At 72.9% G+C, this 22,641-nt stretch carries 26 protein-coding genes; 16 read left to right on the top strand and 10 right to left on the bottom strand.

Annotated features, from left to right (window positions below):
• Nucleotides 1–117: 117 nt before the first annotated feature.
• Complete coding sequence (locus J1M46_RS11180; protein ID WP_206447871.1) at nt 118–1,434, bottom strand: MATE family efflux transporter; 1,317 nt, start codon at nt 1,432–1,434, stop codon at nt 118–120.
• A gap of 121 nt (nt 1,435–1,555) precedes the next feature.
• Between J1M46_RS11180 and J1M46_RS11175 the strand changes: the two genes are divergently transcribed.
• The 4 genes from J1M46_RS11175 (at nt 1,556) to J1M46_RS11160 (ending at nt 4,614) form a co-directional block, all read left to right on the top strand.
• Nucleotides 1,556–3,496: a M13 family metallopeptidase gene (locus J1M46_RS11175; protein ID WP_206447870.1), complete on the top strand. Its 1,941-nt coding sequence runs from the start codon at nt 1,556–1,558 to the stop codon at nt 3,494–3,496.
• Between the two features lie 142 nt (nt 3,497–3,638).
• Nucleotides 3,639–3,929, top strand: a complete 291-nt coding sequence (locus tag J1M46_RS11170) for a hypothetical protein (RefSeq protein WP_206447869.1) — start codon at nt 3,639–3,641, stop codon at nt 3,927–3,929.
• Nucleotides 3,929–4,399, top strand: a complete 471-nt coding sequence (locus J1M46_RS11165) for a phage holin family protein (protein ID WP_206447868.1) — start codon at nt 3,929–3,931, stop codon at nt 4,397–4,399. Before J1M46_RS11170 ends, J1M46_RS11165 begins: the two co-directional genes overlap by 1 nt.
• A complete protein-coding gene (locus tag J1M46_RS11160; RefSeq protein ID WP_092917064.1) occupies nt 4,396–4,614 on the top strand; it encodes a DUF3618 domain-containing protein in 219 nt (72 codons plus the stop codon). The genes J1M46_RS11165 and J1M46_RS11160 overlap by 4 nt, the downstream gene beginning before the upstream one ends.
• 42 nt (nt 4,615–4,656) lie before the next feature.
• On the opposite strand, the gene J1M46_RS11155 is transcribed toward J1M46_RS11160, so the two are convergent.
• The 4 genes from J1M46_RS11155 to J1M46_RS11140 form a co-directional block, all read right to left on the bottom strand.
• Nucleotides 4,657–5,058: a PIN domain-containing protein gene (locus J1M46_RS11155; RefSeq protein ID WP_206447867.1), complete on the bottom strand. Its 402-nt coding sequence runs from the start codon at nt 5,056–5,058 to the stop codon at nt 4,657–4,659.
• Entirely contained in the window at nt 5,055–5,360 is a 306-nt protein-coding gene (locus J1M46_RS11150; RefSeq protein ID WP_206447866.1) for a type II toxin-antitoxin system VapB family antitoxin, read from the bottom strand. The genes J1M46_RS11155 and J1M46_RS11150 overlap by 4 nt, the downstream gene beginning before the upstream one ends.
• Nucleotides 5,361–5,457: 97 nt before the next feature.
• Entirely contained in the window at nt 5,458–6,714 is a 1,257-nt protein-coding gene (locus J1M46_RS11145; protein WP_206447865.1) for a phosphotransferase family protein, read from the bottom strand.
• Nucleotides 6,715–6,783: 69 nt separating this feature from the next.
• Entirely contained in the window at nt 6,784–7,596 is an 813-nt protein-coding gene (locus J1M46_RS11140; protein WP_206447864.1) for a class II glutamine amidotransferase, read from the bottom strand.
• Nucleotides 7,597–7,786: 190 nt separating this feature from the next.
• Between J1M46_RS11140 and J1M46_RS11135 the strand changes: the two genes are divergently transcribed.
• The gene (locus J1M46_RS11135) at nt 7,787–9,199 is read left to right on the top strand and encodes an ATP-dependent DNA helicase (RefSeq protein ID WP_206447863.1); all 1,413 of its coding nucleotides are present in this window, start codon (nt 7,787–7,789) and stop codon (nt 9,197–9,199) included.
• Nucleotide 9,200: 1 nt separating this feature from the next.
• Here J1M46_RS11135 and J1M46_RS15665 read toward each other — a convergent pair whose 3' ends face one another.
• A complete protein-coding gene (locus tag J1M46_RS15665; RefSeq protein ID WP_274606928.1) occupies nt 9,201–9,755 on the bottom strand; it encodes a MarR family winged helix-turn-helix transcriptional regulator in 555 nt (184 codons plus the stop codon).
• A gap of 62 nt (nt 9,756–9,817) precedes the next feature.
• Between J1M46_RS15665 and idi the strand changes: the two genes are divergently transcribed.
• The 10 genes from idi to J1M46_RS11080 are packed head-to-tail and all read left to right on the top strand — an operon-like array spanning nt 9,818 to nt 18,221.
• Entirely contained in the window at nt 9,818–10,369 is a 552-nt protein-coding gene (gene idi / locus J1M46_RS11125) for an isopentenyl-diphosphate Delta-isomerase (protein ID WP_206447862.1), read from the top strand.
• Nucleotides 10,366–11,385, top strand: a complete 1,020-nt coding sequence (locus tag J1M46_RS11120) for a polyprenyl synthetase family protein (RefSeq protein WP_206447861.1) — start codon at nt 10,366–10,368, stop codon at nt 11,383–11,385. Before idi ends, J1M46_RS11120 begins: the two co-directional genes overlap by 4 nt.
• Nucleotides 11,382–12,296 (top strand): phytoene/squalene synthase family protein, encoded by a 915-nt coding sequence (locus J1M46_RS11115; protein ID WP_206447860.1) that lies wholly within the window; start codon nt 11,382–11,384, stop codon nt 12,294–12,296. Before J1M46_RS11120 ends, J1M46_RS11115 begins: the two co-directional genes overlap by 4 nt.
• Entirely contained in the window at nt 12,293–13,873 is a 1,581-nt protein-coding gene (crtI, locus tag J1M46_RS11110) for a phytoene desaturase family protein (protein WP_206447859.1), read from the top strand. The genes J1M46_RS11115 and crtI overlap by 4 nt, the downstream gene beginning before the upstream one ends.
• Entirely contained in the window at nt 13,870–14,235 is a 366-nt protein-coding gene (locus J1M46_RS11105) for a lycopene cyclase domain-containing protein (RefSeq protein WP_206447858.1), read from the top strand. Before crtI ends, J1M46_RS11105 begins: the two co-directional genes overlap by 4 nt.
• Nucleotides 14,232–14,552: a lycopene cyclase domain-containing protein gene (locus J1M46_RS11100; RefSeq protein ID WP_206447857.1), complete on the top strand. Its 321-nt coding sequence runs from the start codon at nt 14,232–14,234 to the stop codon at nt 14,550–14,552. The genes J1M46_RS11105 and J1M46_RS11100 overlap by 4 nt, the downstream gene beginning before the upstream one ends.
• A complete protein-coding gene (locus J1M46_RS11095; protein ID WP_206447856.1) occupies nt 14,545–15,432 on the top strand; it encodes a prenyltransferase in 888 nt (295 codons plus the stop codon). Before J1M46_RS11100 ends, J1M46_RS11095 begins: the two co-directional genes overlap by 8 nt.
• Nucleotides 15,429–16,913, top strand: coding sequence for an SDR family oxidoreductase (locus J1M46_RS11090; RefSeq protein WP_206447855.1), 1,485 nt, complete (start codon nt 15,429–15,431; stop codon nt 16,911–16,913). Before J1M46_RS11095 ends, J1M46_RS11090 begins: the two co-directional genes overlap by 4 nt.
• Nucleotides 16,910–17,413, top strand: a complete 504-nt coding sequence (locus tag J1M46_RS11085) for a pyrimidine dimer DNA glycosylase/endonuclease V (RefSeq protein ID WP_206447854.1) — start codon at nt 16,910–16,912, stop codon at nt 17,411–17,413. Before J1M46_RS11090 ends, J1M46_RS11085 begins: the two co-directional genes overlap by 4 nt.
• Nucleotides 17,403–18,221 (top strand): tryptophan-rich sensory protein, encoded by an 819-nt coding sequence (locus J1M46_RS11080; RefSeq protein WP_241249098.1) that lies wholly within the window; start codon nt 17,403–17,405, stop codon nt 18,219–18,221. Before J1M46_RS11085 ends, J1M46_RS11080 begins: the two co-directional genes overlap by 11 nt.
• Before the next feature lie 83 nt (nt 18,222–18,304).
• Here J1M46_RS11080 and J1M46_RS15660 read toward each other — a convergent pair whose 3' ends face one another.
• Together J1M46_RS15660 and J1M46_RS11070 are read right to left on the bottom strand one after the other, a co-directional pair.
• Nucleotides 18,305–18,880, bottom strand: coding sequence for a MarR family winged helix-turn-helix transcriptional regulator (locus tag J1M46_RS15660; RefSeq protein WP_274606927.1), 576 nt, complete (start codon nt 18,878–18,880; stop codon nt 18,305–18,307).
• Between the two features lie 37 nt (nt 18,881–18,917).
• On the bottom strand, nt 18,918–19,430 hold the full coding sequence (locus tag J1M46_RS11070; protein WP_206447853.1) for a MarR family winged helix-turn-helix transcriptional regulator: 513 nt from the start codon (nt 19,428–19,430) through the stop codon (nt 18,918–18,920).
• Nucleotides 19,431–19,469: 39 nt separating this feature from the next.
• Between J1M46_RS11070 and J1M46_RS11065 the strand changes: the two genes are divergently transcribed.
• The gene (locus J1M46_RS11065; protein ID WP_206447852.1) at nt 19,470–20,399 is read left to right on the top strand and encodes an EamA family transporter; all 930 of its coding nucleotides are present in this window, start codon (nt 19,470–19,472) and stop codon (nt 20,397–20,399) included.
• A 23-nt stretch (nt 20,400–20,422) separates the two neighbouring features.
• Here J1M46_RS11065 and J1M46_RS11060 read toward each other — a convergent pair whose 3' ends face one another.
• On the bottom strand, nt 20,423–21,130 hold the full coding sequence (locus J1M46_RS11060; RefSeq protein ID WP_206447851.1) for an NUDIX domain-containing protein: 708 nt from the start codon (nt 21,128–21,130) through the stop codon (nt 20,423–20,425).
• Between the two features lie 4 nt (nt 21,131–21,134).
• Nucleotides 21,135–22,607, bottom strand: a complete 1,473-nt coding sequence (gene rmuC / locus J1M46_RS11055) for a DNA recombination protein RmuC (protein WP_206447850.1) — start codon at nt 22,605–22,607, stop codon at nt 21,135–21,137.
• Between the last annotated feature and the right edge of the window lie 34 nt (nt 22,608–22,641).

Below are 22,641 nucleotides of genomic sequence, written 5' to 3'. Positions count from 1 at the left end.
CCCTCGCCCGCCCCTCGCTCGCATCCGCGACCTCTCGGAACTTCCGGTACGAATTCGTCGCTTCGCGGCTGTGCAGGCGACCACTTGGTACCGGAGAATCGGGCGCGGCTGCCCCGCTCAGTGCCGCCCGATGCGCATCCACGCGTCGCTGCGGGCGCGCAGCCCGAGCGTGATCGCCCGGGCGCCCAGGTAGCCGAACGAGAAGGCGCCCCACATGACCGCCAGCGCATCCCAGCCGGGCAGCAGCGCGAGCAGCAGCAGCGGCAGGTAGACGGCGAGGTTCACGACGCCCGTCCACGCCAGGTAGCGCACGTCGCCGGCGCCGATCAGCACCCCGTCGAGCACGAACACGTAGCCGGCGATCGGCTGCGCGAGCGCGAGCAGCACGAGCGCGATCGGCAGCGCCTCGAGCACGCCCGCGTCGGCGGTGAAGACCCCGCCGAGCACCCACGCGACCGACAGCAGCAGGGCCCCGACGACGCATCCGAACCCCACGCCCCACAGCTGCAGCCGCCGTGTCACGGCGCGCGCCTCGGAGACGTCGCCCGATCCGAGCGACTTGCCCAGCATCGCCTGCCCGGCGATCGCGAGCGCGTCGAGCGCGAAGGCGAGGGTGGAGAAGAGCGTGAAGGCGATCTGCGTCGAGGCGAGCGTCGTGGTGCCGGCCTGGGTCGCGACCGCGGTGGTCGCCAGCAGCGCGATGCGCAGCGAGAGCGTGCGCACGAAGAGCCAGCCGCCCGTCGAGGCCGTGCGGCCCAGGTCGCCCCAGTGGATCGCCAGCGGCACACCCGCGCGACGCGCCTCGCGCACCGCGAACCACAGGAAGAACGCCGCCATGCCCCACTGCGCGATCACGGTGCCGAGCGCCGAGCCCGCGACGCCCAGGCCGACACCGTAGATGAGCACAGCATTGAGCGCCGCGTTCGCGCCGAAGCCGACGGTGGCGACCACGAGCGGCGTCCTGGTGTCCTGCAGCCCGCGCATCAGCCCGGTGGCGGCGAGCACGATGAGCATCGCCGGCAGCCCCAGGATCGAGATGCCCAGGTAGACCGCCGCGTGCTCGGTGACGGCGGATGCGGCGCCGAAGACCGCGACGATCGGATGCGCGAGCGGGGTGGCCAGCACGAGCACCACCCCGGCGACGATCGCCAGCCAGATGCCGTCGATGCCGGCCCGGATCGCTGCCGGGCGGTCGCCCGCGCCGAGCAGCCGGGCGACCGCCGGGGTGGTGCCGTAGGCGAGGAAGATCAGCAGGCCGACGGCGGTGGAGAGCACGGCGACACCGATGCCGACGCCCGCGAGCTCCTCGGCGCCCAGGTGCCCGACCATGGCCGTGTCGACGAGCAGGAACGCGGGCTCGGCGATCAGCGCGCCGAGCGCGGGGACGGCGAGCCGCAGGATCTCCCGATCCCGCGCATCCGGTCGCACTCGCACCGCCCCACGCTACCGACGCATCGTGCTCAACGTGCGAGGTGGTGCTTCGCCGCACCCCCTGCGCCGAGCTACCACCTCGCACGTTGAGATCGGCCGCGCCAGCGCCCGTAGGCTGGTGCGCATGACGACGCTGCCCTCCGGCCTGCCCGTGGACGACTTCAATGCCGAGATCCGCCCGCAGGACGACCTCTTCCAGCACGTGCACTCGAACTGGCTCGCGCGCACCGAGATCCCCGCCGACAAGGCGCGCTGGGGATCGTTCGCGGTGCTCGCCGAGGCCGCCGAGGAGGCCGTGCGCGAGATCATCATCGAGATGCAGGACGCCGAGCCTGGCACCGACGCCCGCAAGGTCGGCGACCTCTACGCATCCTTCGTCGACGAGGAGGCGGCCGACGCCAAGGGCATCGAGCCGATCCGCGAGCTGCTCGGCCGCGTCGACCGGGTCACCGACGTCGACGGGCTGCTGGCGCTCATGGGCGAGCTCGAGTCGATCGGCGGCCCCTCGTTCGCCGGCCAGTGGGTCGACACCGACCCGGGCGACCCGAGCCGCTACCTGCTGCACCTGAACCAGGGCGGGCTCGGCCTGCCCGACGAGTCGTACTACCGCGAGGACGCCTTCGCCGACGTGCGCACCGCCTACCTGGCGCACCTGCAGACCATGTTCGACCACCTGGGCGTGCCGAACGCCGAGTCGGAGGCCGCGGTCGTCTTCGCGCTCGAGACCGAGCTCGCCGGCCACCACTGGGACAACGTCGCCACCCGCGACGACGAGAAGACCTACAACCTGCAGCGCCCCGCCGACGAGCACCCGCGCCTGCAGCCGTGGCTGCGCGCGATCCACGCGCCCGAGGGCACTTACGACGAGGCTGTCGTGCGGCAGCCGAGCTTCTTCACTGGCCTCGCCGCGCTGCTCGTCGAGGAGCGCCTCGACGAATGGAAGTCGTGGCTGCGCATGGGCATCCTGCGCGCCCACGCCAGCTACCTCACCACCGAGATCTCGCGCGAGCAGTTCGCCTTCTATGGCACCGTGCTCACCGGCGCCCCCGAGCAGCGCGAGCGCTGGAAGCGCGGTGTCTCGCTGGTCGAGGGCATGCTGGGCGACGCGATCGGCAAGATCTACGTCGAGCGGCACTTCCCGCCGGATGCCAAGGCGGCCATGGACGACCTGATCGAGCACCTCGTCGAGGCGTACCGGGCCTCGATCGAGCAGCTCGACTGGATGGGCGACGAGACCAAGGCGCGCGCGCACGACAAGCTCGGCAAGTTCACGCCCAAGATCGGCTACCCGGTCAAGTGGAAGGACTACGCCTCGCTCGAGATCGGCGACGACCTGGTCGCCAACGTGCAGGCCGCGACGCGCTTCGAGCACGACCGCGAGCTGGCGAAGATCGGCAAGCCGATCGACCGCGACGAGTGGTTCATGAACCCGCAGACGGTCAACGCGTACTACAACCCCGGCTTCAACGAGATCGTCTTCCCCGCCGCCATCCTGCAGCCGCCGTTCTTCGACGTCGAGCGGGATGCGGCGTCGAACTTCGGTGCGATCGGTGCCGTCATCGGGCACGAGATCGGGCACGGCTTCGACGACCAGGGCTCCAAGTTCGACGGCGACGGCCGGTTGCTCGACTGGTGGACGGATGCGGACCGCAAGGCATTCGAGGAGCGCACGAGCTCGCTCATCGCGCAGTACGACGCGCTCGAGCCCGTCGCCGCGCCGGGCCACAAGGTCAACGGCGCCCTCACGATCGGCGAGAACATCGGCGACCTGGGCGGCCTCGGCATCGCCTGGCGCGCCTACCTGCACTCGCTCGGCGGCCAGGAGCCGCCCGTCATCGACGGGCTGACCGGTGCGCAGCGCTTCTTCCTGTCGTGGGCCTACGCCTGGCAGCTGAAGATCCGCCCCGAGGAGGCGGTGCGGCTCGTGTCGATCGACCCGCACTCGCCGAACGAGCACCGCACGAACCAGGTGGTGAAGAACCTCGACGCGTTCGTCGAGGCCTTCGGCGTCCAGCCCGGCGACGAGCTCTGGCTCGACCCTGAGGCGCGCGTCACGATCTGGTGACCGACGGCCGATCGAGCGACGGTCAGATCGCGGCCCTCGGCTGTGGGAGCCCCACAACCTGAGAGCGCGTCCCTGTCGGTCGTGGGTATCGTTGTGGCACGACCGGCCAGCACCGCTGGCAACCCCAACGGCAGGAGCGAACATGCGCGGCAGGATCCTCTTCGTGGTCGGACTCGGCGCGGGCTACGTGCTCGGAGCCAAGGCCGGCCGTCAGCGCTACGAGCAGATCGCGAGCGCGGTCGACAAGATGTGGAACTCGCCCGCGGTCGCGAAGCAACGGCACGAGGTGCAGCACTTCGTCGAGACCAAGGGCCCCAAGCTCGTCGAGTCGGCGACGGATGCCGCCGGCGACGCGTTCGAGAAGGTCACCAAGCGCAAGGGCTCGCGCCGCGGCGATCACGGCTCTGAGGTCGCGCGACCCGAGGACCTCTGATGCCGAACCGCAAGTCGCTGGGCGACCTCATCTCCGAGACGCCGAAGCTGCTCACCGACCTCGTCAAGGCGGAGATCGACAACCTGAAGTCGGAGGTCTCCGGCAAGGCGAAGGGCCTCGGCATCGGTGGCGCGCTGCTCGCCGTCGCCGGTGTGCTCGCCATCTTCCTGATCAGCTGGCTGCTCTACGCCGGCTACGAGGGCCTCAACGTGGTCTTCGTGCCGTGGCTGTCGGCGCTGCTGGTCTCGGCGCTGCTGCTGCTGATCATCCTGATCCTGGTGCTCGTCGGGCTCTCGGCGATCAAGAAGAACAAGGACTTCAACAACCTGCAGTCGGTCGACAGCATCAAGGACGACGTCAACATGGTGCGCGGCCTCGGCCATGCCGCCGACGGCACCGACCCGCTCGACGACATCGACAGGAACGCCTTCGACGCGAACCGCGTCGACCCGAACGGAGTGCAGCGATGACCGAGCAGCGAGACGTCGACCGCAAGCGCGAGGAGCTGCGCCAGCACCTCAACGAGCTCGAGGATCGCGTGAACCCCAAGAAGGTCACGAACCGGGCCGTCGGCAAGGCGCAGGACTCCTACAACGAGGACCCGACGCCGTGGATCGCCGCGGCGGCAGGCGTCGCCGTGCTCATCGTCGGCGGCATCGCGCTGGCCGTCTTCGGCCGCCGGTAGCCGACCGCGCCGCTCGCGGGCGGCATCACCGCGAGGCCGCCGCTACGCGTACTCCTCCAGCGCCGAGCGGAGATCGGTGCGACGGAAGTCGTCGCCGACGAACAGCAGGGGCTCGTCGGTGACATGCGACAGGGCATAGCTGAAGGTGTCGCCGTAGTTGAGTCGCGCCGGGTGCCCCGACCCTCGCCCGTAGGCGATGAAGGCGTCGGCGGCGGCGTCAGCCTGCTCGGCATCGAACGGCACGGTCTCCAGACCGTATCGGCGCACGAACTGATCGAGCCGCCGCATCGCTTCCGCTCCGGCTCTGCCGTAGGCCACCATGCGGGCCTCGACGAGCGTTGCGGCAGAGATGCGGCCCCCGTACGCCGCGAGCAGCTTGCGGATGCCGTCAGCCTCGGGCTCGTCCGCCAGCACCGCGATCAGCGCGGACGTGTCGATGATCACTTCGGGAGCCCGGCCTCGTCGTAGAGCCAGTCGCCATGCTCGATCATCGCTGTGCGCTGCGCTGCGGTCGTCAGCGACCGGAACTCTGCGGAGCTGCGCTCCATCGCGGCGATGCGGCGCTGGATCTCCTGCGGGGAGTACTTCGGCGTGGGCCGAGCGGCTCGTCCGCTCGGCCCTGCACGCAGCTCCAGCAGCCGCCGCCGCACGGCTTCCTCGACCGCACCGGTCTGCGTGGCCCCGGTGAGCGCCGCGAGTTCGCGGACAAGTTCGTGGACGCCCTCATTCTTGATGTTCAGGCTCATGCATCCAGTCTACCGTGGTGGAGCATAAGAGGGTAGAACTCTACCCGTGATCGGTGCAATGCCGATCGCAGCGGCGCACCGCGAGACGCCGGGCACGTCAGCTGAGCGCTGCGACCATCGTGGGCAGCTGCCGCAGCTTCTTCGCCACGACGCCGCCGAGCTCCCAGGCGGAGACCGGCTCGGTCGCCCGTACGATCGCGTCGAACGTGACCACCTGGAAGACGAGGTCGGCCAGCGGCGCGAGCTCGAGCGCCCGGCCGGTGTCGGCCTCCGGGAATGCAGCCCGCCAGCGGGACGCATAGGCGGCCTCGATGGCCGCCGTCTCGTCGCTCACGCCCATGAAGCGCGTGAGGTGCGCGATGTCGAGGAACGGGTGGCTGACGCAGCCGTCGGTCCAGTCGAACAGGCGCAGCGTCTCGCCGTCCCAGGCGACGTTGTCGAGGTGCAGGTCGCCGTGGACGAGGGTGTCGGGAATGCCCGCCTGCCAGAGCTCCTGCACCAGCTCGGCGGCGCGGTCGGCGCTGGCGCGGATCGTCTCGAGCTCCTCGGCATCGAGCAGCGCGAGCTCGCTGCCGTGCTCGAGCAGCGAATGGAAGGCGATCAGCGTCTCCGTCAGCCCGCGGTGCGCCAGGCCTGCCGCCAGCAGCGCCGGCACCTGGTCGACCGCCGCGATCTGCGCCTCGGCCCAGCGCCCGGCGACCTGCAGCGCGGCGCCGGCGGCATGCTGCGCCTCCTCGACCCCGGCCATCGGCTCCATCAGCAGCCAGCCGCGGTCGACCTCGGTGGCGATGAGCTGCGGCACCAGCTCCGGCACGAGCACGGCGACCGCGCGATGGATCCTCGCCTCCGCGTGGAAGTGCGCGCAGGGCTGCTTCACCCACACCGCGCCGCCCTCGACGGGCACGCGCGCGACCGCCGAGACGCTCCACGCCTTCACCGGCTCGATCGGTCCTGTGCGCCGCCGGCCGCTCGGCAGCAGCGCGCCGTCGATCCACGCCTCGATCGCCTCGTACCAGCCCGGCCGGTACCAGTCGGGGCGGCCGGCGGGCGTGCGCGCGGGGGCGAGCTCGGCGACGGCCTGCGCGAGCGCGGCGGCGACTGCGCCGTCTGCCAGCGTGGCCGGCGCGACGAACGCGCCGCGCGCATCCGCCCGCTCCGCACCGTCGCGCGTGCCGACGACGTGCACCCGGGAGCCGTCGGGCAGCCGCACCGTGGGCGCGAGCGGGATCTCGGCGCCCACCAGCGCCAGCGCCTGCGCGAGCTCGAGATCGCCAGCGGCCTCGAACGACGGCAGCGCCGCGTGGTCGCCGACCAGCACGAGTCCGTCCTGCAGCAGCGCGACGTGATCGACCATGCCGGCCAGCCTGGCACGCCGTGCGCGCCCGCGCGCACCGGGACGGCAACCGTTGCCGGTCGAGCGGGGTCAGGCCACCGGCTGCGCCGCGTGCTCGTGCAGCTCGCGGCGCGAGACCTCGAGCGTCTCAAGATCGATGCGCACGGCGGTCTCGGGCGCCATGCGGTTCCAGCCGGCGCCGGTCAGGCCGCTCGAGGTGACGGCGATCGCGCCATCCTCCGAGCGCCGCCACGACAGCTGGTAGTAGTGGTCGGCGTGGTCGGCCGGCAGGTCGTCGCCGAGCCCCGACTCCTCGAACAGGTCGTGGGGGACGGGCGCGCCCTCGTTGGCGTGCGTCGCGATCAGCTCGTTCGGCGAGAGCACCAGCAGGTTGAGCGCCGCGGCCGGGAACTCCCGGCGCAGCTCCGCCACGGTCGCGCTGACCGCGTCGAAGAGCGGCTCGCCGGCCTCGTGCCTGCGCAGGATGAGCGCGAACACCATCGCCGTGTCGGTCTCGCCGCCCACCCGGGCGAGCTCCGCATCCGTCACCTTCGCCCGCAGCCGCGAGATCGGCGTCACCGAACCGTTCTGCGCCAGCACGATCTCGCCCACCCGGAACGGGTGCGTGTTGGCGACCCGGGTCGCGAGCCCCTCGGTCGCCAGCCGCAGATGGGTCAGCCGCGCGCGCGATGGGGTGTCGACGAGCGCGTCGGTGAGGTCGGGGTTGTCGAGGCCCAGCGCGGCATCGCGGTAGCGGCGCACCTGGTCGCCGTCGAGCCATGCGGTGCCCCAGCCGTCGGTGTGCAGGCGGCCGAGCCGCTGCCATTCGACGCACGAGGCGTCGCCGATCACGTCCTGCGTGGTGGCAGGCGTGGGGGAGACGTGCGCGAGCAGTCGGCACATGTCGCATCCCCTCCTTCCCGACCATCCTCTCGCATCCGCTCGATCGGGGGCGGATGCGTCGTCACGGTGGGTAACACCGGCCGCCTGCCCGGGTGGGCGCGGCCCTCCCGAGGTGCAACGCGGCATCCCTCGTGCACAGTCCCGGCGCGCGCTCCCGCACGGCGCTCGCGAGGTGCGGGAGGATGGAGGGATGGAGATCGAGCTGACGCCTGAGCAGCTGGCGATCTATGCGCGCATCGAGCAGGGCGAGCGGCACCTGTTCATCACCGGCCGCGCCGGCACGGGCAAGTCGACGCTGCTGCGGCACCTGACCTCGCACTCGAAGCGGCAGATCATCGTGTGCGCGCCGACGGGCGTCGCGGCGCTCAACGTGGGCGGGCAGACGATCCACTCGCTGCTGAAGCTGCCGCTGGGCGTGATCGCCGAGGCGCCGCTGCGGCAGAGCGCAGAGCTCAAGCGCATGCTCGGCAAGCTCGACCTGCTCGTCATCGACGAGATCTCGATGGTGAACGCCGACCTGATGGATGCCATCGACCGCTCGCTGCGGCAGGCGCGGGGCGTGCGCTCGGCGCCCTTCGGCGGCGTGCAGGTGGTCATGTTCGGCGACCCGTACCAGCTGGCGCCGGTGCCGGGCGATGCCGAGGAGCGCGCCTACTTCGCCGACCACTACGAGTCGATGTGGTTCTTCGACGCGCGGGTCTGGCGTGACGAGCCGCTCGACGTGGTCGAGCTGGTGCACATCCACCGGCAGTCCGACCTGGAGTTCAAGCAGGCGCTCAACGCGGTGCGCCATGGCACGGTGACCGCCGAGATCGCCCAGCTGCTCAACGACGCGGGCGCTCGCACGCCGCCGGACGACGAGGTGCTGACGCTCGCGACCCGCAACGACACCGTCACGCGCATCAACTCGCGCGAGCTCGCCCGGCTGCCGGGCAAGTCGAAGACGGCGGTGGCCGAGGTGACCGGCGACTTCGGCGGCAGGCAGTACCCGGCGGATGTCGACCTGCAGCTCAAGCTCGGCGCGCAGGTGATGTTCCTGCGCAACGACTCCGAGGGCCGCTGGGTGAACGGCTCGCTCGGCAAGGTGGTCGACATCGGCGGCACCGTCTGGGTCGAGGTGGACGGCGAGCAGCACGAGGTCGAGCCGGCGGTGTGGGAGCAGTTCCGCTACTCGTACTCGCCGACCACGAAGGAGATCAAGCGGGATGTGGTGGCCGAGTTCACGCAGTTCCCGCTGCGGCTGGCGTGGGCGGTGACGATCCACAAGTCGCAGGGCAAGACCTTCGACCGGGCGGTGATCGACCTGGGCTCACGCGCCTTCGCGCCGGGCCAGACCTACGTCGCGCTCTCGCGGCTGACCTCGCTCGAGGGCCTCTACCTCTCGCGACCTCTGCAGCCGCGCGACATCATCGTCGACCAGCGCGTGCGCCGCTTCATCCACGAGGTGCGCGAGCGCGACGCGGCGCGCGCCGCCCGCGACGACCTGCGCGATGCGCCCGCGGCGCGACCGGATGCCGCCGCTCCCGCCGAGACCGCTGCCGAGGAGGACACGCGCGATCGGGTCGACGCGCTGTTCGCGCCCGACGGGCCGACCCCCTTCTGAGTCAGCTCCCGTGCTCGAGCACGGGCAGGTCGGCGATGGTCGACAGGAATCGCGTCACCGTGCGGCGCTCCTCGCTCGACATGGCGGCTGCGACCCGGAAGCGGCGCAGGTGGTCGGCGCCCACCGTGGCGGTGGCCGTGGTGCTGGTGCTGTCGGTGACGACGATCGACAGCGCCCGGCGGTCGCTCGGGTGCGCTTCGCGCCGGATGTGCCCGGCCTGCTCGAGCCGGTCGAGCAGCTTCGTGACCGACGGGCCCTTCAGGCCCAGGTGCTCGGCGAGCATCGTCGAGGTGACGACGGCTCCGTCGTGGCGAGCGGTCATCAGGAATCGGATGGCCCGCATGTCGTTCTCGCCCAGGCGCATGAAGCGGCGGCTGGCATCCCGCTGGGCGTCCGAGGTGCTGCGCCAGCGCACCAGCGAGGCGAAGAGGTCGACGATCTCCTCGACATCCGTGTCGGTGAGCCCCAGCGCCACCACCACCTGCGCCGAGGCCTCGTGCCGTCGGGCGTCGATGACGGCGCGCGCGTCCGGCGGGCGAGGTGTGGCTTGGGGCATGGCGTCATTCTATATTCCCAAACTTATAGTTGCCTAGGCTCATCATTTGCTAGGGTCAACGCATGACCACATCCGACCGCCCCGCCGAGCAGGAGCTCGTGGTGCTGCTCGACCCGATGGGCGCGCCGATCGGCACCGCGCCCAAGGCGACCGTGCACACCGACTCGACCCCGCTCCATCTGGCGTTCTCCTGCCATCTGCTGGATGCCGAGGGGCGGATGCTCGTCACCCGCCGCGCCCTGACCAAGGCCGCATGGCCGGGGGTCTGGACGAACGCGTGCTGCGGCCATCCCGCCCCCGGCGAGCCGATCGAGTCGGCGGTCCGCCGCCGGCTGCAGCAGGAGCTCGGCGTCGGGGTGCGGCAGCTCGAGCTCGTGCTGCCCGACTTCGCGTACCGCGCCGTGGACGCTTCCGGCATCGTCGAGCACGAGCGCTGCCCGGTCTTCGTCGGCCGGATCGACGGCGAGCTGCTGCCGGCGGAGGCCGAGGTGACCGAGTGGCAGTGGGTCGAGCCCGAGGCGCTGCTCACCGGCATCCGCGCCACGCCCTGGGCGTTCAGCCCCTGGCTCGTGCTGCAGGCGGAGCAGCTGCCCGTGCTGGCGGGTGCCTCGTGACCGCCGTCGGTGCACCGACGCTGCTCGATGAGGTCGATCGGCGCGTCCGCGAGCTCGCGGCGCCCAGCGGCGCCCACCCGGTGCAGGCCGCTGCCGCGGGCGCCGTCGCGGGCGGCAAGCTGCTGCGCCCGCGGCTGGTGCTGCTGGCGGCCGGAGAGGGCGCTGACCGCGCCGCGGCCGTCGAGGCCGCCGCCGCGATCGAGCTGCTGCACGCGGCGCTGCTCGTGCACGACGACGTCATCGACGGCGACGACGAGCGCCGCGGCCGGCCCTCGGTCGCCTTCGCCGCCACGCAGACCGCGACGGCCGCGGGGCTCGCGCCCGCCGAGGCGCGCCGGCTCGGGCTGACGACGGCCATCGTGGCGGGCGACGCGCTGCTGGTGCGGGCGCTCGCCGCGCTCGCGAGGCTCGAGCTGCCGCATCCCGTCCGCGCACGGATCATCGACGTCGTCGAGCGCGCGATGGTGCATGCCGCCGAGGGCGAGCACGACGACGTGCTGCTGGCCGGCACCGCACCGGAGGAGGACGTCATCGAGCGCGTGCTCGAGGGCAAGACCGCCGACTACTCGTTCCGCGCGCCGCTCGAGATCGGCGCGCTGCTCGGCGGCAGGAGCGAGCAGGCGCTCGCGGCACTGGGCGCCATCGGCCTGCGGCTGGGTGTCATCTACCAGCTGCGCGACGACGTGCTCGGGGTCTTCGGCGACGAGACCGTCACCGGCAAGAGCGCCTTGAGCGACATCCGCGCCGGAGCGCCGACGCTGCTCTCGGCGCTCGCGAGCCGTGATCCCGCGTGGCAGAGCGTCGCGGCACACTACGGCGACCGGGTCGCCGACGAGGGTGCCGCCGCTCGCGTGCGCCAGGTGATGCGCGGCAGCGGCGCGCTCGAGGCCGTCGAGCGGCGCATCGCAGAGGCCGTGGACGCGGTGCGCGCGATGATCGCCGGGGCGCCCATCGAGCAGTCGGCGCGCGACGGGCTCGCCGAGCTGCTCGAGCGCTGCGCGGAGCGCGAGCGATGACGGGCCTGGAGGCCTACACGGCCACCGCCAGGCGCGCGAGCGCCGAGGTGATCGCGGCGTACTCGACCTCCTTCGGGCTGGCGAGCAGGCTGCTGCCGCCGCAGATGCGCGGCGACATCGGCACCGTGTACGCGCTCGTGCGGGTCGCCGACGAGATCGTCGACGGGCCGGGCGCCGAGTCGGGGCTCGACGCCGCCGGCTGCCGCGAGGTGCTCGACGCGCTCGAGGGCGAGGTCGAGCGCGCGCTCGCGACGGGCTTCAGCGCCGACCTCATCGTGCACGCCTTCGCCGAGACCGCGCGCCGGGTCGGCATCACGAGCGACCAGACCGCCCCGTTCTTCGCGGCCATGCGCCGCGACCTGCAGCCGGTCGCCTTCGTCGACGAGCGGGAGCTGCGCGCCTACGTGTACGGCTCGGCCGAGGTCATCGGCATCATGTGCGTGCGCTGCTTCCTCGGCGGCGCGGCGCTGCTCGACGCCGAGGCCAGGCGCGTCGCACGCGGTGCCCGGGCGCTCGGCAGCGCCTTCCAGGTCGTCAACTTCCTGCGCGACCTGGGCGCCGACGCCACCGGGCTCGGCCGCGCCTACCTGCCGGGCATCGACCCGGCCAGGCCGAGCGAGGAGGCGGTGCACCGCGTGCTGGATCGGCTCGAGGGAGAGCTGCGCATCGCGCGCGGCGCCGTGGAGCTGCTGCCGCGCGAGGCCCGCCCGGCCGTCATCGCTGCGCACGACATCTTCGCGGCCCTCGGCCGACGCATCCGCGACACCCCGGCCGCCGAGCTGCCGTTGCGCCGCATCAGCGTGCCGAACGCCCAGAAGGCGGCGATCGTCGCGCGCGCCGCCCTCGGCGCCGGACTCAGCCGCGCTGCGGCACCGCGCGCCCGCCTCGCGACCGCGGAGCCCGTGCGATGAGCCGCATCGTCGTGATCGGCGGCGGCATCGCCGGCATCGCCAGCGCCGGCCTGCTCGCTCGCGACGGCCACCAGGTGACCCTCGTCGAGCAGGCAGAGGGGCTCGGCGGTCGCGCCGGCAGCTGGCGCTCCGAGGGCTTCCTGTTCGACACCGGCCCCTCGTGGATGCTCATGCGCGAGCCCTACGAGCACGCGTTCCGCATGCTCGGCTCCAGCCTCGAGGACGAGCTCGAGCTCGTGCGGCTCGATCCGGCGTACCGGGTGCTCTATGAGGGGGAGGCCGAGGCGCTGGAGGTCTCCGGCGACCTGGCCACCACCCTCGCGCGCTTCGAGGCGATCGAGCCCGGTGCGGGCGAGCGGCTGCGCGCCTACCTCGGCTCGGCGACCGAGACCGCCGAGCTGGCGACGAGCGGGCTGCTCTCGAACCGCTTCGACTCGCCGCGCGCCTTCACCGGCCTCGGCCTCGCCCGCCGGCTGCCGCGGCTGACCCGGCTGCTGCTCGAGTCGCTCGAGTCGCGGATCGCCCGCTCCTTCCGCGACCGGCGGCTGCGGCAGGCGCTCGGCTACCCCGCGGTGTTCCTCGGCACCGAACCCAAGTCGGCGCCCTCGATGTACCACCTGATGAGCCACTTCGACCTCGTCGAAGGCGTCTGGTACCCGCAGGGCGGCTTCACCGCGGTCGTGGATGCGCTGGCGCGGCTCGCGCGCGCCACCGGCGTCGAGGTGCGCACCGGCACCAGGGTCGAGCGCATCCTGGTGGACGACGGCGCCGCGCGCGGGGTCGAGCTCGCCGGCGGTGAGCGGATCGCGGCCGATCTGGTCGTCTCGGCGGCCGACGCGCACGCCACCGACACGCGCCTGCTCGCGCACGTGCCCGGGATCGCCGAGCGTGCCCGGCGGCGCTGGGCGAAGCGGGTCGCCGGGCCCTCCGCCGTGCTGGTGATGCTGGGCGTCGAGGGCGAGCTGCCGCAGCTCGCGCACCACACGCTGCTGTTCACCCGCGACTGGGAGGAGGGGTTCCGGCGCATCTTCGGCCCGCTGGGGGCTCGCGCCTCGCGCGGCGTGACGGATCCCGCATCGCTGTACGTCAGCCGCACCTCCGCCACCGACCCCTCGGTCGCGCCGGCAGGGCACGAGGCGCTGTTCGTGCTGGTGCCGGTGCCGCCCGACCTGCGGCTGGGCGGCGGCGGCCTCGACGGCCGCGGCAGCCCGCCGGTCGAGGAGATCGCCGATCGGGCCATCGCGCAGATCGCATCCTGGGCGGGCATCGACGACCTGGCCGACCGGGTCGTGACGCGCCGCACGATCGGCCCCACCGACTTCGCGCGCGACTTCGACTCCTGGCGCGGCACCGCGCTCGGCCCGGCCCACACGCTGCGGCAGAGCGCCTTCCTGCGGGGCTCCACCCGGCATTCGGGCGTGCGCGACCTGCTGCTCGCCGGCGCCACGACGGTGCCAGGCATCGGCGTGCCGATGTGCCTGATCTCGGCCGAGCTGGTCGTCAAGCACGTGCGCGGCGACCGATCGTCCGGACCGCTGCAGCCGCTCGGCGGCGAGCGCGTGGAGGCGGCGCCGTGAGCCTGGCCTACCTCGCCGCCATCGCCATCTCGGCGCTCGGCGTCGGCACGATCGACGCCCGCTGGCGGCTTGCACTCTTCCACGACGCCCGGCGCGCGCTCATCGCGGTCGCCGCCACCGCGACGGTCATGCTGCTGCTCGACCTTGCGGCGATCGCCACGGGCAACTTCCGGCTCGGCGCGTCGCCCTGGATGACGGGGCTCGAGGTGCTGCCGCACCTGCCGATCGAGGAGCTCGCCTTCCTGGTCTTCCTCGCCTACGTCTCGCTGGTCGCCTTCGCGGGGGCAGAGCGGGTGCTCGTTGCCCGCCGCGGCCGCTCGGCGCGCGCGGTGCCGGCGGCGCAGCAGGGGGAGGCGCCGTGAGCTACGCGCTGCTGCTGCTGCCGCTGCTGGTCGCCGCCGTAGTGTGCGCCGTTGCCGCCCTGCGCCGGGATCGGCGCGGCTGGGCGGCGCTGGCTGTCGCGACCGCCGCGCTGCTCGCGCTCACCCTCGCGTTCGACTCGCTCATGATCGCGCTCGACCTGTTCCGTTACGACGACGCGCTGCTGCTGGGGCCGCACATCGGGCTCGTGCCGATCGAGGATCTCGGCTACGCGCTGGTCGCCGTGCTCGTCGTCGTCGCGCTGTGGCGGCTGCTGCCCGCGCGCCATCGCGCCGAGGAGGAGAGGACGGATGCCTGAGGTCACTACGGCACTGCCGCTCGCCCGCCGCCTGTTGCTCGCCTCCCGACCGGTGAGCTGGATCAATACGGCGTTCCCGTTCGCTGCCGCGATGCTGCTCACCAGCGGCGAGATCGATGCGCGACTGGTGATCGGCACGCTGTTCTTCCTGGTGCCGTACAACCTCGCGATGTACGGCATCAACGACGTCTTCGACTACGCATCCGATGTCGCCAACCCGCGCAAGGGCGGTGTCGAGGGCGCGCTGCTGCCGCCCGCGACCCACCGCGCGACCCTGGGCTGGGCGATCGGCCTGGCGCTGCCCTTCGTGGCGGTGCTCGTCGCGTTCGGCGGCCCGGCGTCGTGGGCGGTGCTCGCCGTGAGCCTGTTCGCGGTCGTCGCCTACTCGGCGCCGGGGCTGCGCTGGAAGGAGGTGCCGGTGCTCGACTCGATCACCTCCAGCACCCACTTCGTCAGCCCCGCCGTCTACGGCCTGGTGCTCGCGGGTGCCGAGTGGACGCCGGCGCTCGTCGCGCTGCTGGCGGCCTTCTTCTGCTGGGGCATGGCGAGCCACGCCTTCGGTGCGGTGCAGGACGTGCTGCCCGACCGGGAGGGCGGCATCGCCTCGATCGCCACGGCGCTCGGCGCCCGCGCGACGGTGCGGCTGGCGATGGCGCTGTGGACGGCGGCCGGCCTGCTGATGCTGCTGACGCCGTGGCCCGCCGCCCTGGGCGCCGTCGTCGCGCTGCCGTACCTCGTGATCGCCGCGCCGTTCTGGGGCGTGACCGACGCGACCAGCGCAACGGCGAACCGCGGCTGGAGGCGCTTCCTCTGGGTGAACTACGTGTGCGGCTGCATCGTGACGCTGCTGTGCATCGCGTGGGCGATGGGGTGGCGATGAGCGGCAGGACGGTGCTCGTCACCGGGGCGACCGGCTACATCGGCGGGCGCCTCGTGCCGCGACTCCTCGACGCTGGCCACACCGTGCGCGTGCTCGCGCGCGACCCCGGCCGGCTCCGCGACGCGTCGTGGGCGGATGCGGTGGAGGCCGTGCGCGGGGATCTGGAGGTGCCCGGCGACGTCGCGCACGCCGTCGAGGGGGTCGAGGTCGTCTACCACCTCGTGCACGCGATGGCGGCGGGCGGCGACTTCGCGGCGGCAGAGCTCGCGCAGGCGCGCAACGTGGCGGCCGCCGCGCGAGCGGCGGGCGTGCGGCGCATCGTCTACCTCTCGGGCCTGCATCCCGAGGGCGAGCGGCTCTCGAAGCACCTCGCCTCGCGCGTGGCCGTCGGCGAGGAGCTGCTGGCCTCGGGCGTGCCGACGATCGTGCTGGAGGCGGGCATCGTGATCGGCTCCGGCTCGGCGTCGTTCGAGATGATTCGCCACCTGACGGAGGTGCTGCCGTACATGCCGGCGCCCCGATGGGTGCGCAACTTCGTGCAGCCGATCGCCGTGCGCGACGTGCTGCACTACCTGGTCGCCGCCGCCACCGTCGCCGACGACGTGCACGGCAGCTTCGACATCGGCGGGCCGGACGTGCTGCGCTACGGCCAGACCATGAACGGCTACGCCGTCGAGGCCGGGCTGCCGCAGCGGCCGATCGCGCCGCTGCCGGTGCTCACGCCCTGGCTCGCGTCGCAGTGGGTCAACCTCGTCACGCCGGTGCCGCGGGCGATCGCGATCCCGCTGATCGGCTCGCTGCTGCACGACTGCGTCGTCGCCGAGCGCCGCATCGACGCGATCATCCCGCCGCCGGCGGAGGGGCTCACCGGCTACCGCCGCGCCGTGCGGCTCGCGCTCGCGCGCGAGCGCGCCGGCGACATCGAGTCGAGCTGGCGCTCCGCCTCTGCCGCCGGAGCGCCCGCCGACCCGCTGCCGAGCGATCCCAGCTGGTCGGGCTCCACCGTGTTCGAAGATGCGCGCGAGCGCACCACCGCTGCTGCGCCCGAGGCGGTCTGGCGCGTGGTCGAGGCGATCGGCGGCGAGCGCGGCTGGTACTCGGTGCCGCTGCTGTGGAGCATCCGCGGCCTCGCCGACCGGCTCGTGGGCGGCGTGGGGCTGCGCCGCGGCCGGCGCGACGCCAGCACGCTGCGCGAGGGCGACACCGTCGACTGGTGGCGGGTGGAGCGCATCGAGCGCGGCCGGATGCTGCGGCTGCGCGCCGAGATGAAGGTGCCGGGCCGCGCCTGGATCGAGTTCACGGTCGAGCCGGCGAGCGATCCGACCGGCGGCGCCCACTACCGCCAGCGCGCGGTCTTCCTGCCCAGCGGCCTCACCGGCCGCCTGTACTGGTGGTCGCTCGTGCCCGCGCACCACGTGATCTTCGAGATGATGGCGAGCCGCATCGTCGCCGTCGCCGCTGCTGAGGACGATGCCGCATGAGGCTGTGGTCGCTGCACCCCGCGCTGCTCGACAGGCAGGGCCTGACCGCCTGCTGGCGCGAGGCGCTGCTGGCGCAGGCCGTGCTCGCCGGGCGCACGCGCGGCTACACCCGTCACCCGCAGCTCGCGCGCTTCCGCGCGCAGCCCGACCCGGTCGCGGCGATCGGCACCTACCTCGAGGCGGTGGCGGCGGCCGCCGACGCGCGCGGCTACCGCTTCGACCGCACCCGCATCGACCGCACGCGCCCCGTGCCCTCCGAGGCCCAGACCACCGGGACCGAGCACGCCGGGCCGGTGCGACGCATCCGCGTCACCGAGGGGCAGCTCGCGTTCGAGCTCGACCACCTCCGCGCCAAGCTGGCTGCGCGCAGCCCAGAGCTGCCGCTGCCCGACCAGCCCGAACCGCATCCGCTCTTCCGCGTCGAGCCCGGCCCGATCGCCGACTGGGAGCGCGGAGCCGTGACCGACCCGACAGAGAACGAGCACCACCATGCGCGATGACCGCCCGACGACCATGACCGCCGCCGACCGCATCCGGCCCTGGGTGGTGCTCATCGCGCTGCCCGTGACGCTCGCGATGGCGGCCCTCGGCTCCGGCGCGTTCGGCGGGCAGGAGGTGCAGGCGTCCTCGAGCGGCGCGCTCTCGGCCGATGCCACGCCGCTGGCGCCCGCCTCCACGGCCTTCTCGATCTGGAGCCTCATCTACCTGGGCCTGGCTGCCTACGCCATCTGGCAGGTGCTGCCCAAGCAGCGCCGCGACCGCCGACAGCAGCGCATCGGCTGGCTCGCGGTGGCGTCGCTGGTGCTCAACGCCGCCTGGATCCTCTGCGCCCAGGCCGGCCTGCTGCCGCTCACGGTCGTGGTGATCGTGCTGCTGCTCGCGGTGCTCGCGGCGATCTTCGAGCTGCTGCAGCGCTCGAGGGCCGACTCGCTGCTGGAGACGCTGGTCGTCGATGGCACCTTCGGTCTCTACCTGGGGTGGGTCTCGGTCGCGACGGTCGCGAACATCGCCGCCTGGCTGGCCGACGCGGGGCTGCGGCCCGTCGACTTCGAGCTGCCCGCAGCCGCGGTGCTGGCGGTGGTGGCGGCGGTCGGTGTCGCGATCACCATCCGCGGCCGCGGCACGATCGCGCCGACGCTGGCGATGCTTTGGGGGCTGAGCTGGATCGGTGTCGGCCGCCTGCTCGATCAGCCCGAGTCGGTCGCGGTGGCGGTCGCGGCCGCGGCGGCCTGCGTCATCATCGGCGCGGCGACGGTGATCGCACGGCTGCTCCGGCTCCGGGGCGCCCGCGTACGCGCGCCGCGCTGACGCCGCGCACGCTCGCGCCGCCAGTGCCGGCTCGCGCGACCGCTCGCGCCGCGCGCTCGCGTCGCTCGTGCTGCCGGCTCGCGCTAGGGCTGCGCGGCGCCGACGGACTCGGCCGCGTGGTCCAGCACGGGCAGATCGGCCATCGCGGTGAGGAACTTCGTCGCCGCCAGCCGCTCCTCGTGCGTCATCGATGCGGCGATCGCGAAGCGGCGCGCGTGATCGCTGCCCACGGTCGCGCTCGCCGTCGTGCGGGTGGTGTCGGTGACGACGATCGAGAGGGCGCGGCGATCGGTGGGATGCGGCTCGCGCCGGATGTGCCCTGCGTGCTCGAGGCGATCGAGCAGCTTCGTCACCGAGGGACCGGAGATGCCCAGATGCGCGGCGATCATGGTCGAGGTGACGACGACGCCCTCACGCCCGACGGACATGACGTAGCGGATCGCGCGCATGTCGTTCTCGCCGAGCTTCATGAAGCGCCGGCTCGCCTCGCTGTGCGCCGCCGAGGTGCGGTGCCAGCGGCGCAGCGCCGCGAACAGGTCGATGACCTCCTCGACCTCCGCGTCATCCATCCCGGGCTGCTCGACGAGGCGGGCGGATGCGCCCAGTCGCCTTGGGTCGAGCATGGCCCGTCCGTCGGTGTCGGAGTCGGTGCGAGCCATGATCCGATGCTATCGGAGAGGCTCATAGTTGCCTTGTCTAAGGAATGCTGCCTGGTGGCGCGGACTCGTAGTGCCTCGCCCAGCGGGCGAGGATGCGCTCGAGCTCGGCGCGGTCGCCCTCGGGGAGCGCCTCGAGGATGCGGTGCTCGTTCTCGAGGTGCAGGGTGACGGCCTCGTCGATCAGGGTGAGGCCCGCATCCGTCAGCCGCACGAGGCGACCGCGGCCGTCGTGCGCGACGGGCTCTCGCGCCACGAGCGACTTGGCCTCGAGGGAGTCGAGCCGCTTGGAGACGGCGCCCTTCGTCACCATCGTGATGCCCACGAGCGATGACGGCGAGAGCGCGAAGGGCGCGCCGACGCGCCGCAGTGTCGCGAGGATGTCGAACTCGCCCTCACTCAGGCCGAACCGCCGATAGAGCGCGACGAGGTCGGCGGTGACGAAGTTCGAGACGCGACTGAGCCGCCCGATGATGCCGATGGGGGATGGGTCGAGGTCGGGCCGCTCGGAGCGCCATTGGGCGACGATGGTGGCGACGAGGTCGGGCTGCATGCTTGCAGTCTAGTTGAAGAGGAAACTAGAATGGTTTCCATGGAAACAACATCGCGCACGACACCCGTCGGCGCACGCGCCCTGCCCGGATCGAACGCCGGCGCGCTGCGCTGGATCCTGCTCGGAGCGATCGCGCCCATCTCGTGGGGCTCCGTCTACTTCGTCACGCTGCACTGGATCCCCGCGGAGGAGCCGTTCACCGCTGCCGCGCTGCGGGCGCTGCCGGCCGGGCTGCTGCTGCTCGCCGTGCGGCGGCGGCTGCCGCGCGGCGCCTGGTGGTGGCGGGCGGCCCTGCTCGGCGTGCTCAACTGCAGCGCGTTCTTCGTGCTCGTCTACTGGGCCGCGAAGCTGCTGCCGACCTCGATCGCCGCGATGCTCATGAGCCTGTCGCCCATCGCGATGATGCTGATCGCCTCGGGCCTGGTCGCCGAGCGGCCGACGGTGCGGCGGCTGCTGGGCGCGGTGATGGGGCTGCTGGGGGTCGTGCTGCTGATGGCTGGCGCGGTCGGCGCGATCGACGGCTGGGGCGTCGTCGCCTCGGTCACGGGCATGGCGATGTACGCGCTCGGCTCGGTGCTCGCGAAGCGCTGGAGCGGGCAGGTCGATGCCATCGCCTCGTCGTCGTGGCAGCTGACCGCCGGCGGGCTGCTCCTGGTGCCGTTCGCGCTCTCGTTCGAGGGGGTGCCGAGCGCGCTCACGGCCACGGCAGTGCTGGGCTACGCCTACATCGCGATCGTCGCGACGGCGATCGCGTTCGTCTGCTGGTTCGGTGCGCTGCGGCACCTGACGGCTGGCCAGGTCGGCCTGCTGGGCCTGCTGAACCCGGTGACGGGCGTGGTGATCGGGGTGCTGCTGGGCGGCGAGCTGCTCGCGCCCTGGCAGTGGCTCGGCATCGCGACCGTGCTGGCCGGCATCACGATCGGGCAGACGGCGGCGCGGCGGCGGCGTGCGCCGCTGGTCACCGCCTGACGCGGTTCAGCGCTGCTCGACGCTCAGCGGTGCTCGAAGCGCCAGGGGAGCGAGCCGACGTGCAGCCGGTGGCGCGGCCCCTCCTCGGTGTCGGGCGCCCCGTCATAGGCCTCGTCGCCGTCCCACATGGCGAGCCCGCGCTGCGGGTCCTGCCGGGTCTTGTAGTGCTGCAGCTCGCGCTGCTCGATGCCGTGCAGCGCCGCGTCGACGGTCGGGTAGGCCAGCAGGGTGTCGAGGGTCACCCACGTGGGCGGGAACAGCCGGAGGTCTCCGGCGCCGTGGCGCTTGAGCGCATCCGCCGGCCGGATCCAGATGTGGTCGACGACCTCGGAGGGCTGCATGACGATCTCGCCCTCGCTCGCCTCGGCGATGAAGAACCAGGTGTGGAACTGCACCGCCAGCTCCTGCGGCGGCGACCACTGCGACAGCGGCACGAGCGCCTCGGGCGCGACGATCAGTCCCGTCTCCTCGGCGGTCTCTCGCACTGCGGCGTTCCGCGCCGTCGCCTCCTCGATGACTTCGGCGCTCCGCACGGTGGTGCTCTCCACCTCGTCGGAGGCGTCGCTCGCGGCGACGCCCTCGACCCGGTCGACGGACTCGACCTTGCCCCCGGGGAAGACCCAGCCGCCGGCGAAGGTGCCGCGGTCGGGCCGCTGCAGCAGCAGCACTTCGATGGCGCCGGCGCCATCGCGCAGCAGCACCAGGGTCGCGGCGGTGCGGATCTCTGTCACGCTGTCACGCTATCGCTGAGTCGCGCTCATGCCGAGTCTCGTCGCCCGCCAGTCCGCGGATCTGCGCGTCTGCACGACCCTCGAGCGCGTCAGGGTCGGCGGCGTGCAGGTCGGGCTTCTGCGCCGGCACCGCGAGCACCTCGAGCGGCGGCGCGTGCTCGAGCGACGGCTCGAGCCCCTGCAGGCTTGAGAAGCGACGCGCCTGCGTGACGACGTTGCGGTCGAGGGATGCGTTGAAGGCGTTGTAGGCCTCGACCGTGCGGTTGAGGCTGCTGCCGAGCTTCGTGAGGTGGCCGCCCATGGTGCCGAGCCGCTTGTGCAGCTCGCGGCCCACCTCGAGCACCTGCATGGCCTCGCCGGCCAGCTGCTCCTGCCGCCAGGTGTAGCCGACGGTGCGCAGCAGCGCCACGAGCGTCGCCGGCGTCGCCAGCACCACGTTGCGCTCGAAGGCGCGCTCGAACAGGCTCGGGTCGCGCTCGAGCGCGGCGTTGAGGAACGGCTCGGCCGGGATGAACATCACCACGAACTCCGGCGTGCCCGGCACCGCCTCCCAGTAGGCCTTCGAGCCGAGCTGGTCGATGTGGTCGCGCAGGTGCCGCGCGTGCGCATCCAGCCGCTTGTCGCGGGTGGCGTCGTCGCGCGCCTCCATGGCCTCGAGGTAGCCGTTGAAGGCGACCTTCGCGTCGACGATGATCTGCTTGTCGCCGGCCAGGTGCACGAGCATGTCGGGCCGCAGCGCGCCATCGTCGGTGGTGTGGTGCGCCTGCTCGCTGAAGTCGACGTGCTCGAGCATGCCGGCCGCCTCGACCACCCGGCGCAGCTGCAGCTCGCCCCAGCGGCCGCGCACCTGCGGGGCGCGCAGGGCGTTGACGAGCTGCCGCGTCTCGAGCGTCAGCTGCTCTGAGGAGGAGCGCATCGCTTGCAGCTGCTCGGCGAGCGCCGCGTTCGCCTCGGCGCGCGCCTTCTCGGCCGCCGTCACCTCGCCGCGCACGCCCTCCAGCGTCTTCGACAGCGGTTCGACCAGCTGCTTGACGGCCGCCTCGCGCTTGGCGAGCTCGGCCGCCCCCTCGCTCTGCGAGCGCCGCAGCCGCTCCTCCGCCTGCTCGAGGAAGACCGCCGAGTTGCGCTCCAGCGCCGCGGAGGAGAGCGTCGCGAACTCGTCTGCCCGCCGCTGCGCGTCGGCCTGCAGCTCGGCGATCGCCTCCCTGCCGCGGGCGCGCTCGTCGGCGATGCGCCGCTGGGCGTCGGCGCGCACCTCCTCGAGCTGCGCGCCATGGCGCCGCTCGGCGAGGTCCCGCTCGCGGTCGCGCTCGCCCTGCACGAGGTCGAGCCGGCTCTGCGCCGCCTGCAGGGCGGCACGATCGGCGGCCGCGTCGCCCGCCGCGCCGGCCTGGCCGAGGCGCACGCCCAGCAGGCAGCCGGTGATGCCTGCGAGCAGTACGGCGACGAGGGCGGCGACGATGAGCAGCGGGTCCATGGCTCCATGGCACCAGAGGCCGGTGACATCCGGT

The organism is Agrococcus sp. KRD186, assembly GCF_017168255.1.
In the GTDB taxonomy this organism is placed as follows: Bacteria; Actinomycetota; Actinomycetes; order Actinomycetales; family Microbacteriaceae; genus Agrococcus.
Note: the sequence above shows the minus strand (reverse complement) of the source record. Positions and strands in the feature narration are given on the sequence as shown.

Excerpts from the sequence above, each read along its gene's own strand:
- J1M46_RS11160 (WP_092917064.1), top strand. The coding sequence starts at position 4,396 with ATGACCGAGCAGCGAGACGTCGACCGCAAGCGCGAGGAGCTGCGCCAG.
- J1M46_RS11140 (WP_206447864.1), bottom strand. The coding sequence starts at position 7,596 with ATGTGCCGACTGCTCGCGCACGTCTCCCCCACGCCTGCCACCACGCAG.
- J1M46_RS15660 (WP_274606927.1), bottom strand. The coding sequence starts at position 18,880 with ATGGCTCGCACCGACTCCGACACCGACGGACGGGCCATGCTCGACCCA.
- J1M46_RS11115 (WP_206447860.1), top strand. The coding sequence starts at position 11,382 with ATGACGGGCCTGGAGGCCTACACGGCCACCGCCAGGCGCGCGAGCGCC.
- J1M46_RS11165 (WP_206447868.1), top strand. The coding sequence starts at position 3,929 with ATGCCGAACCGCAAGTCGCTGGGCGACCTCATCTCCGAGACGCCGAAG.
- J1M46_RS11095 (WP_206447856.1), top strand. The coding sequence starts at position 14,545 with ATGCCTGAGGTCACTACGGCACTGCCGCTCGCCCGCCGCCTGTTGCTC.
- J1M46_RS11145 (WP_206447865.1), bottom strand. The coding sequence starts at position 6,714 with ATGGTCGATCACGTCGCGCTGCTGCAGGACGGACTCGTGCTGGTCGGC.
- idi (WP_206447862.1), top strand. The coding sequence starts at position 9,818 with ATGACCACATCCGACCGCCCCGCCGAGCAGGAGCTCGTGGTGCTGCTC.
- J1M46_RS11065 (WP_206447852.1), top strand. The coding sequence starts at position 19,470 with ATGGAAACAACATCGCGCACGACACCCGTCGGCGCACGCGCCCTGCCC.
- J1M46_RS11135 (WP_206447863.1), top strand. The coding sequence starts at position 7,787 with ATGGAGATCGAGCTGACGCCTGAGCAGCTGGCGATCTATGCGCGCATC.
- J1M46_RS15665 (WP_274606928.1), bottom strand. The coding sequence starts at position 9,755 with ATGCCCCAAGCCACACCTCGCCCGCCGGACGCGCGCGCCGTCATCGAC.
- J1M46_RS11150 (WP_206447866.1), bottom strand. The coding sequence starts at position 5,360 with ATGAGCCTGAACATCAAGAATGAGGGCGTCCACGAACTTGTCCGCGAA.
- J1M46_RS11080 (WP_241249098.1), top strand. The coding sequence starts at position 17,403 with ATGCGCGATGACCGCCCGACGACCATGACCGCCGCCGACCGCATCCGG.
- J1M46_RS11090 (WP_206447855.1), top strand. The coding sequence starts at position 15,429 with ATGAGCGGCAGGACGGTGCTCGTCACCGGGGCGACCGGCTACATCGGC.
- J1M46_RS11175 (WP_206447870.1), top strand. The coding sequence starts at position 1,556 with ATGACGACGCTGCCCTCCGGCCTGCCCGTGGACGACTTCAATGCCGAG.
- crtI (WP_206447859.1), top strand. The coding sequence starts at position 12,293 with ATGAGCCGCATCGTCGTGATCGGCGGCGGCATCGCCGGCATCGCCAGC.
- J1M46_RS11085 (WP_206447854.1), top strand. The coding sequence starts at position 16,910 with ATGAGGCTGTGGTCGCTGCACCCCGCGCTGCTCGACAGGCAGGGCCTG.
- J1M46_RS11170 (WP_206447869.1), top strand. The coding sequence starts at position 3,639 with ATGCGCGGCAGGATCCTCTTCGTGGTCGGACTCGGCGCGGGCTACGTG.
- rmuC (WP_206447850.1), bottom strand. The coding sequence starts at position 22,607 with ATGGACCCGCTGCTCATCGTCGCCGCCCTCGTCGCCGTACTGCTCGCA.
- J1M46_RS11070 (WP_206447853.1), bottom strand. The coding sequence starts at position 19,430 with ATGCAGCCCGACCTCGTCGCCACCATCGTCGCCCAATGGCGCTCCGAG.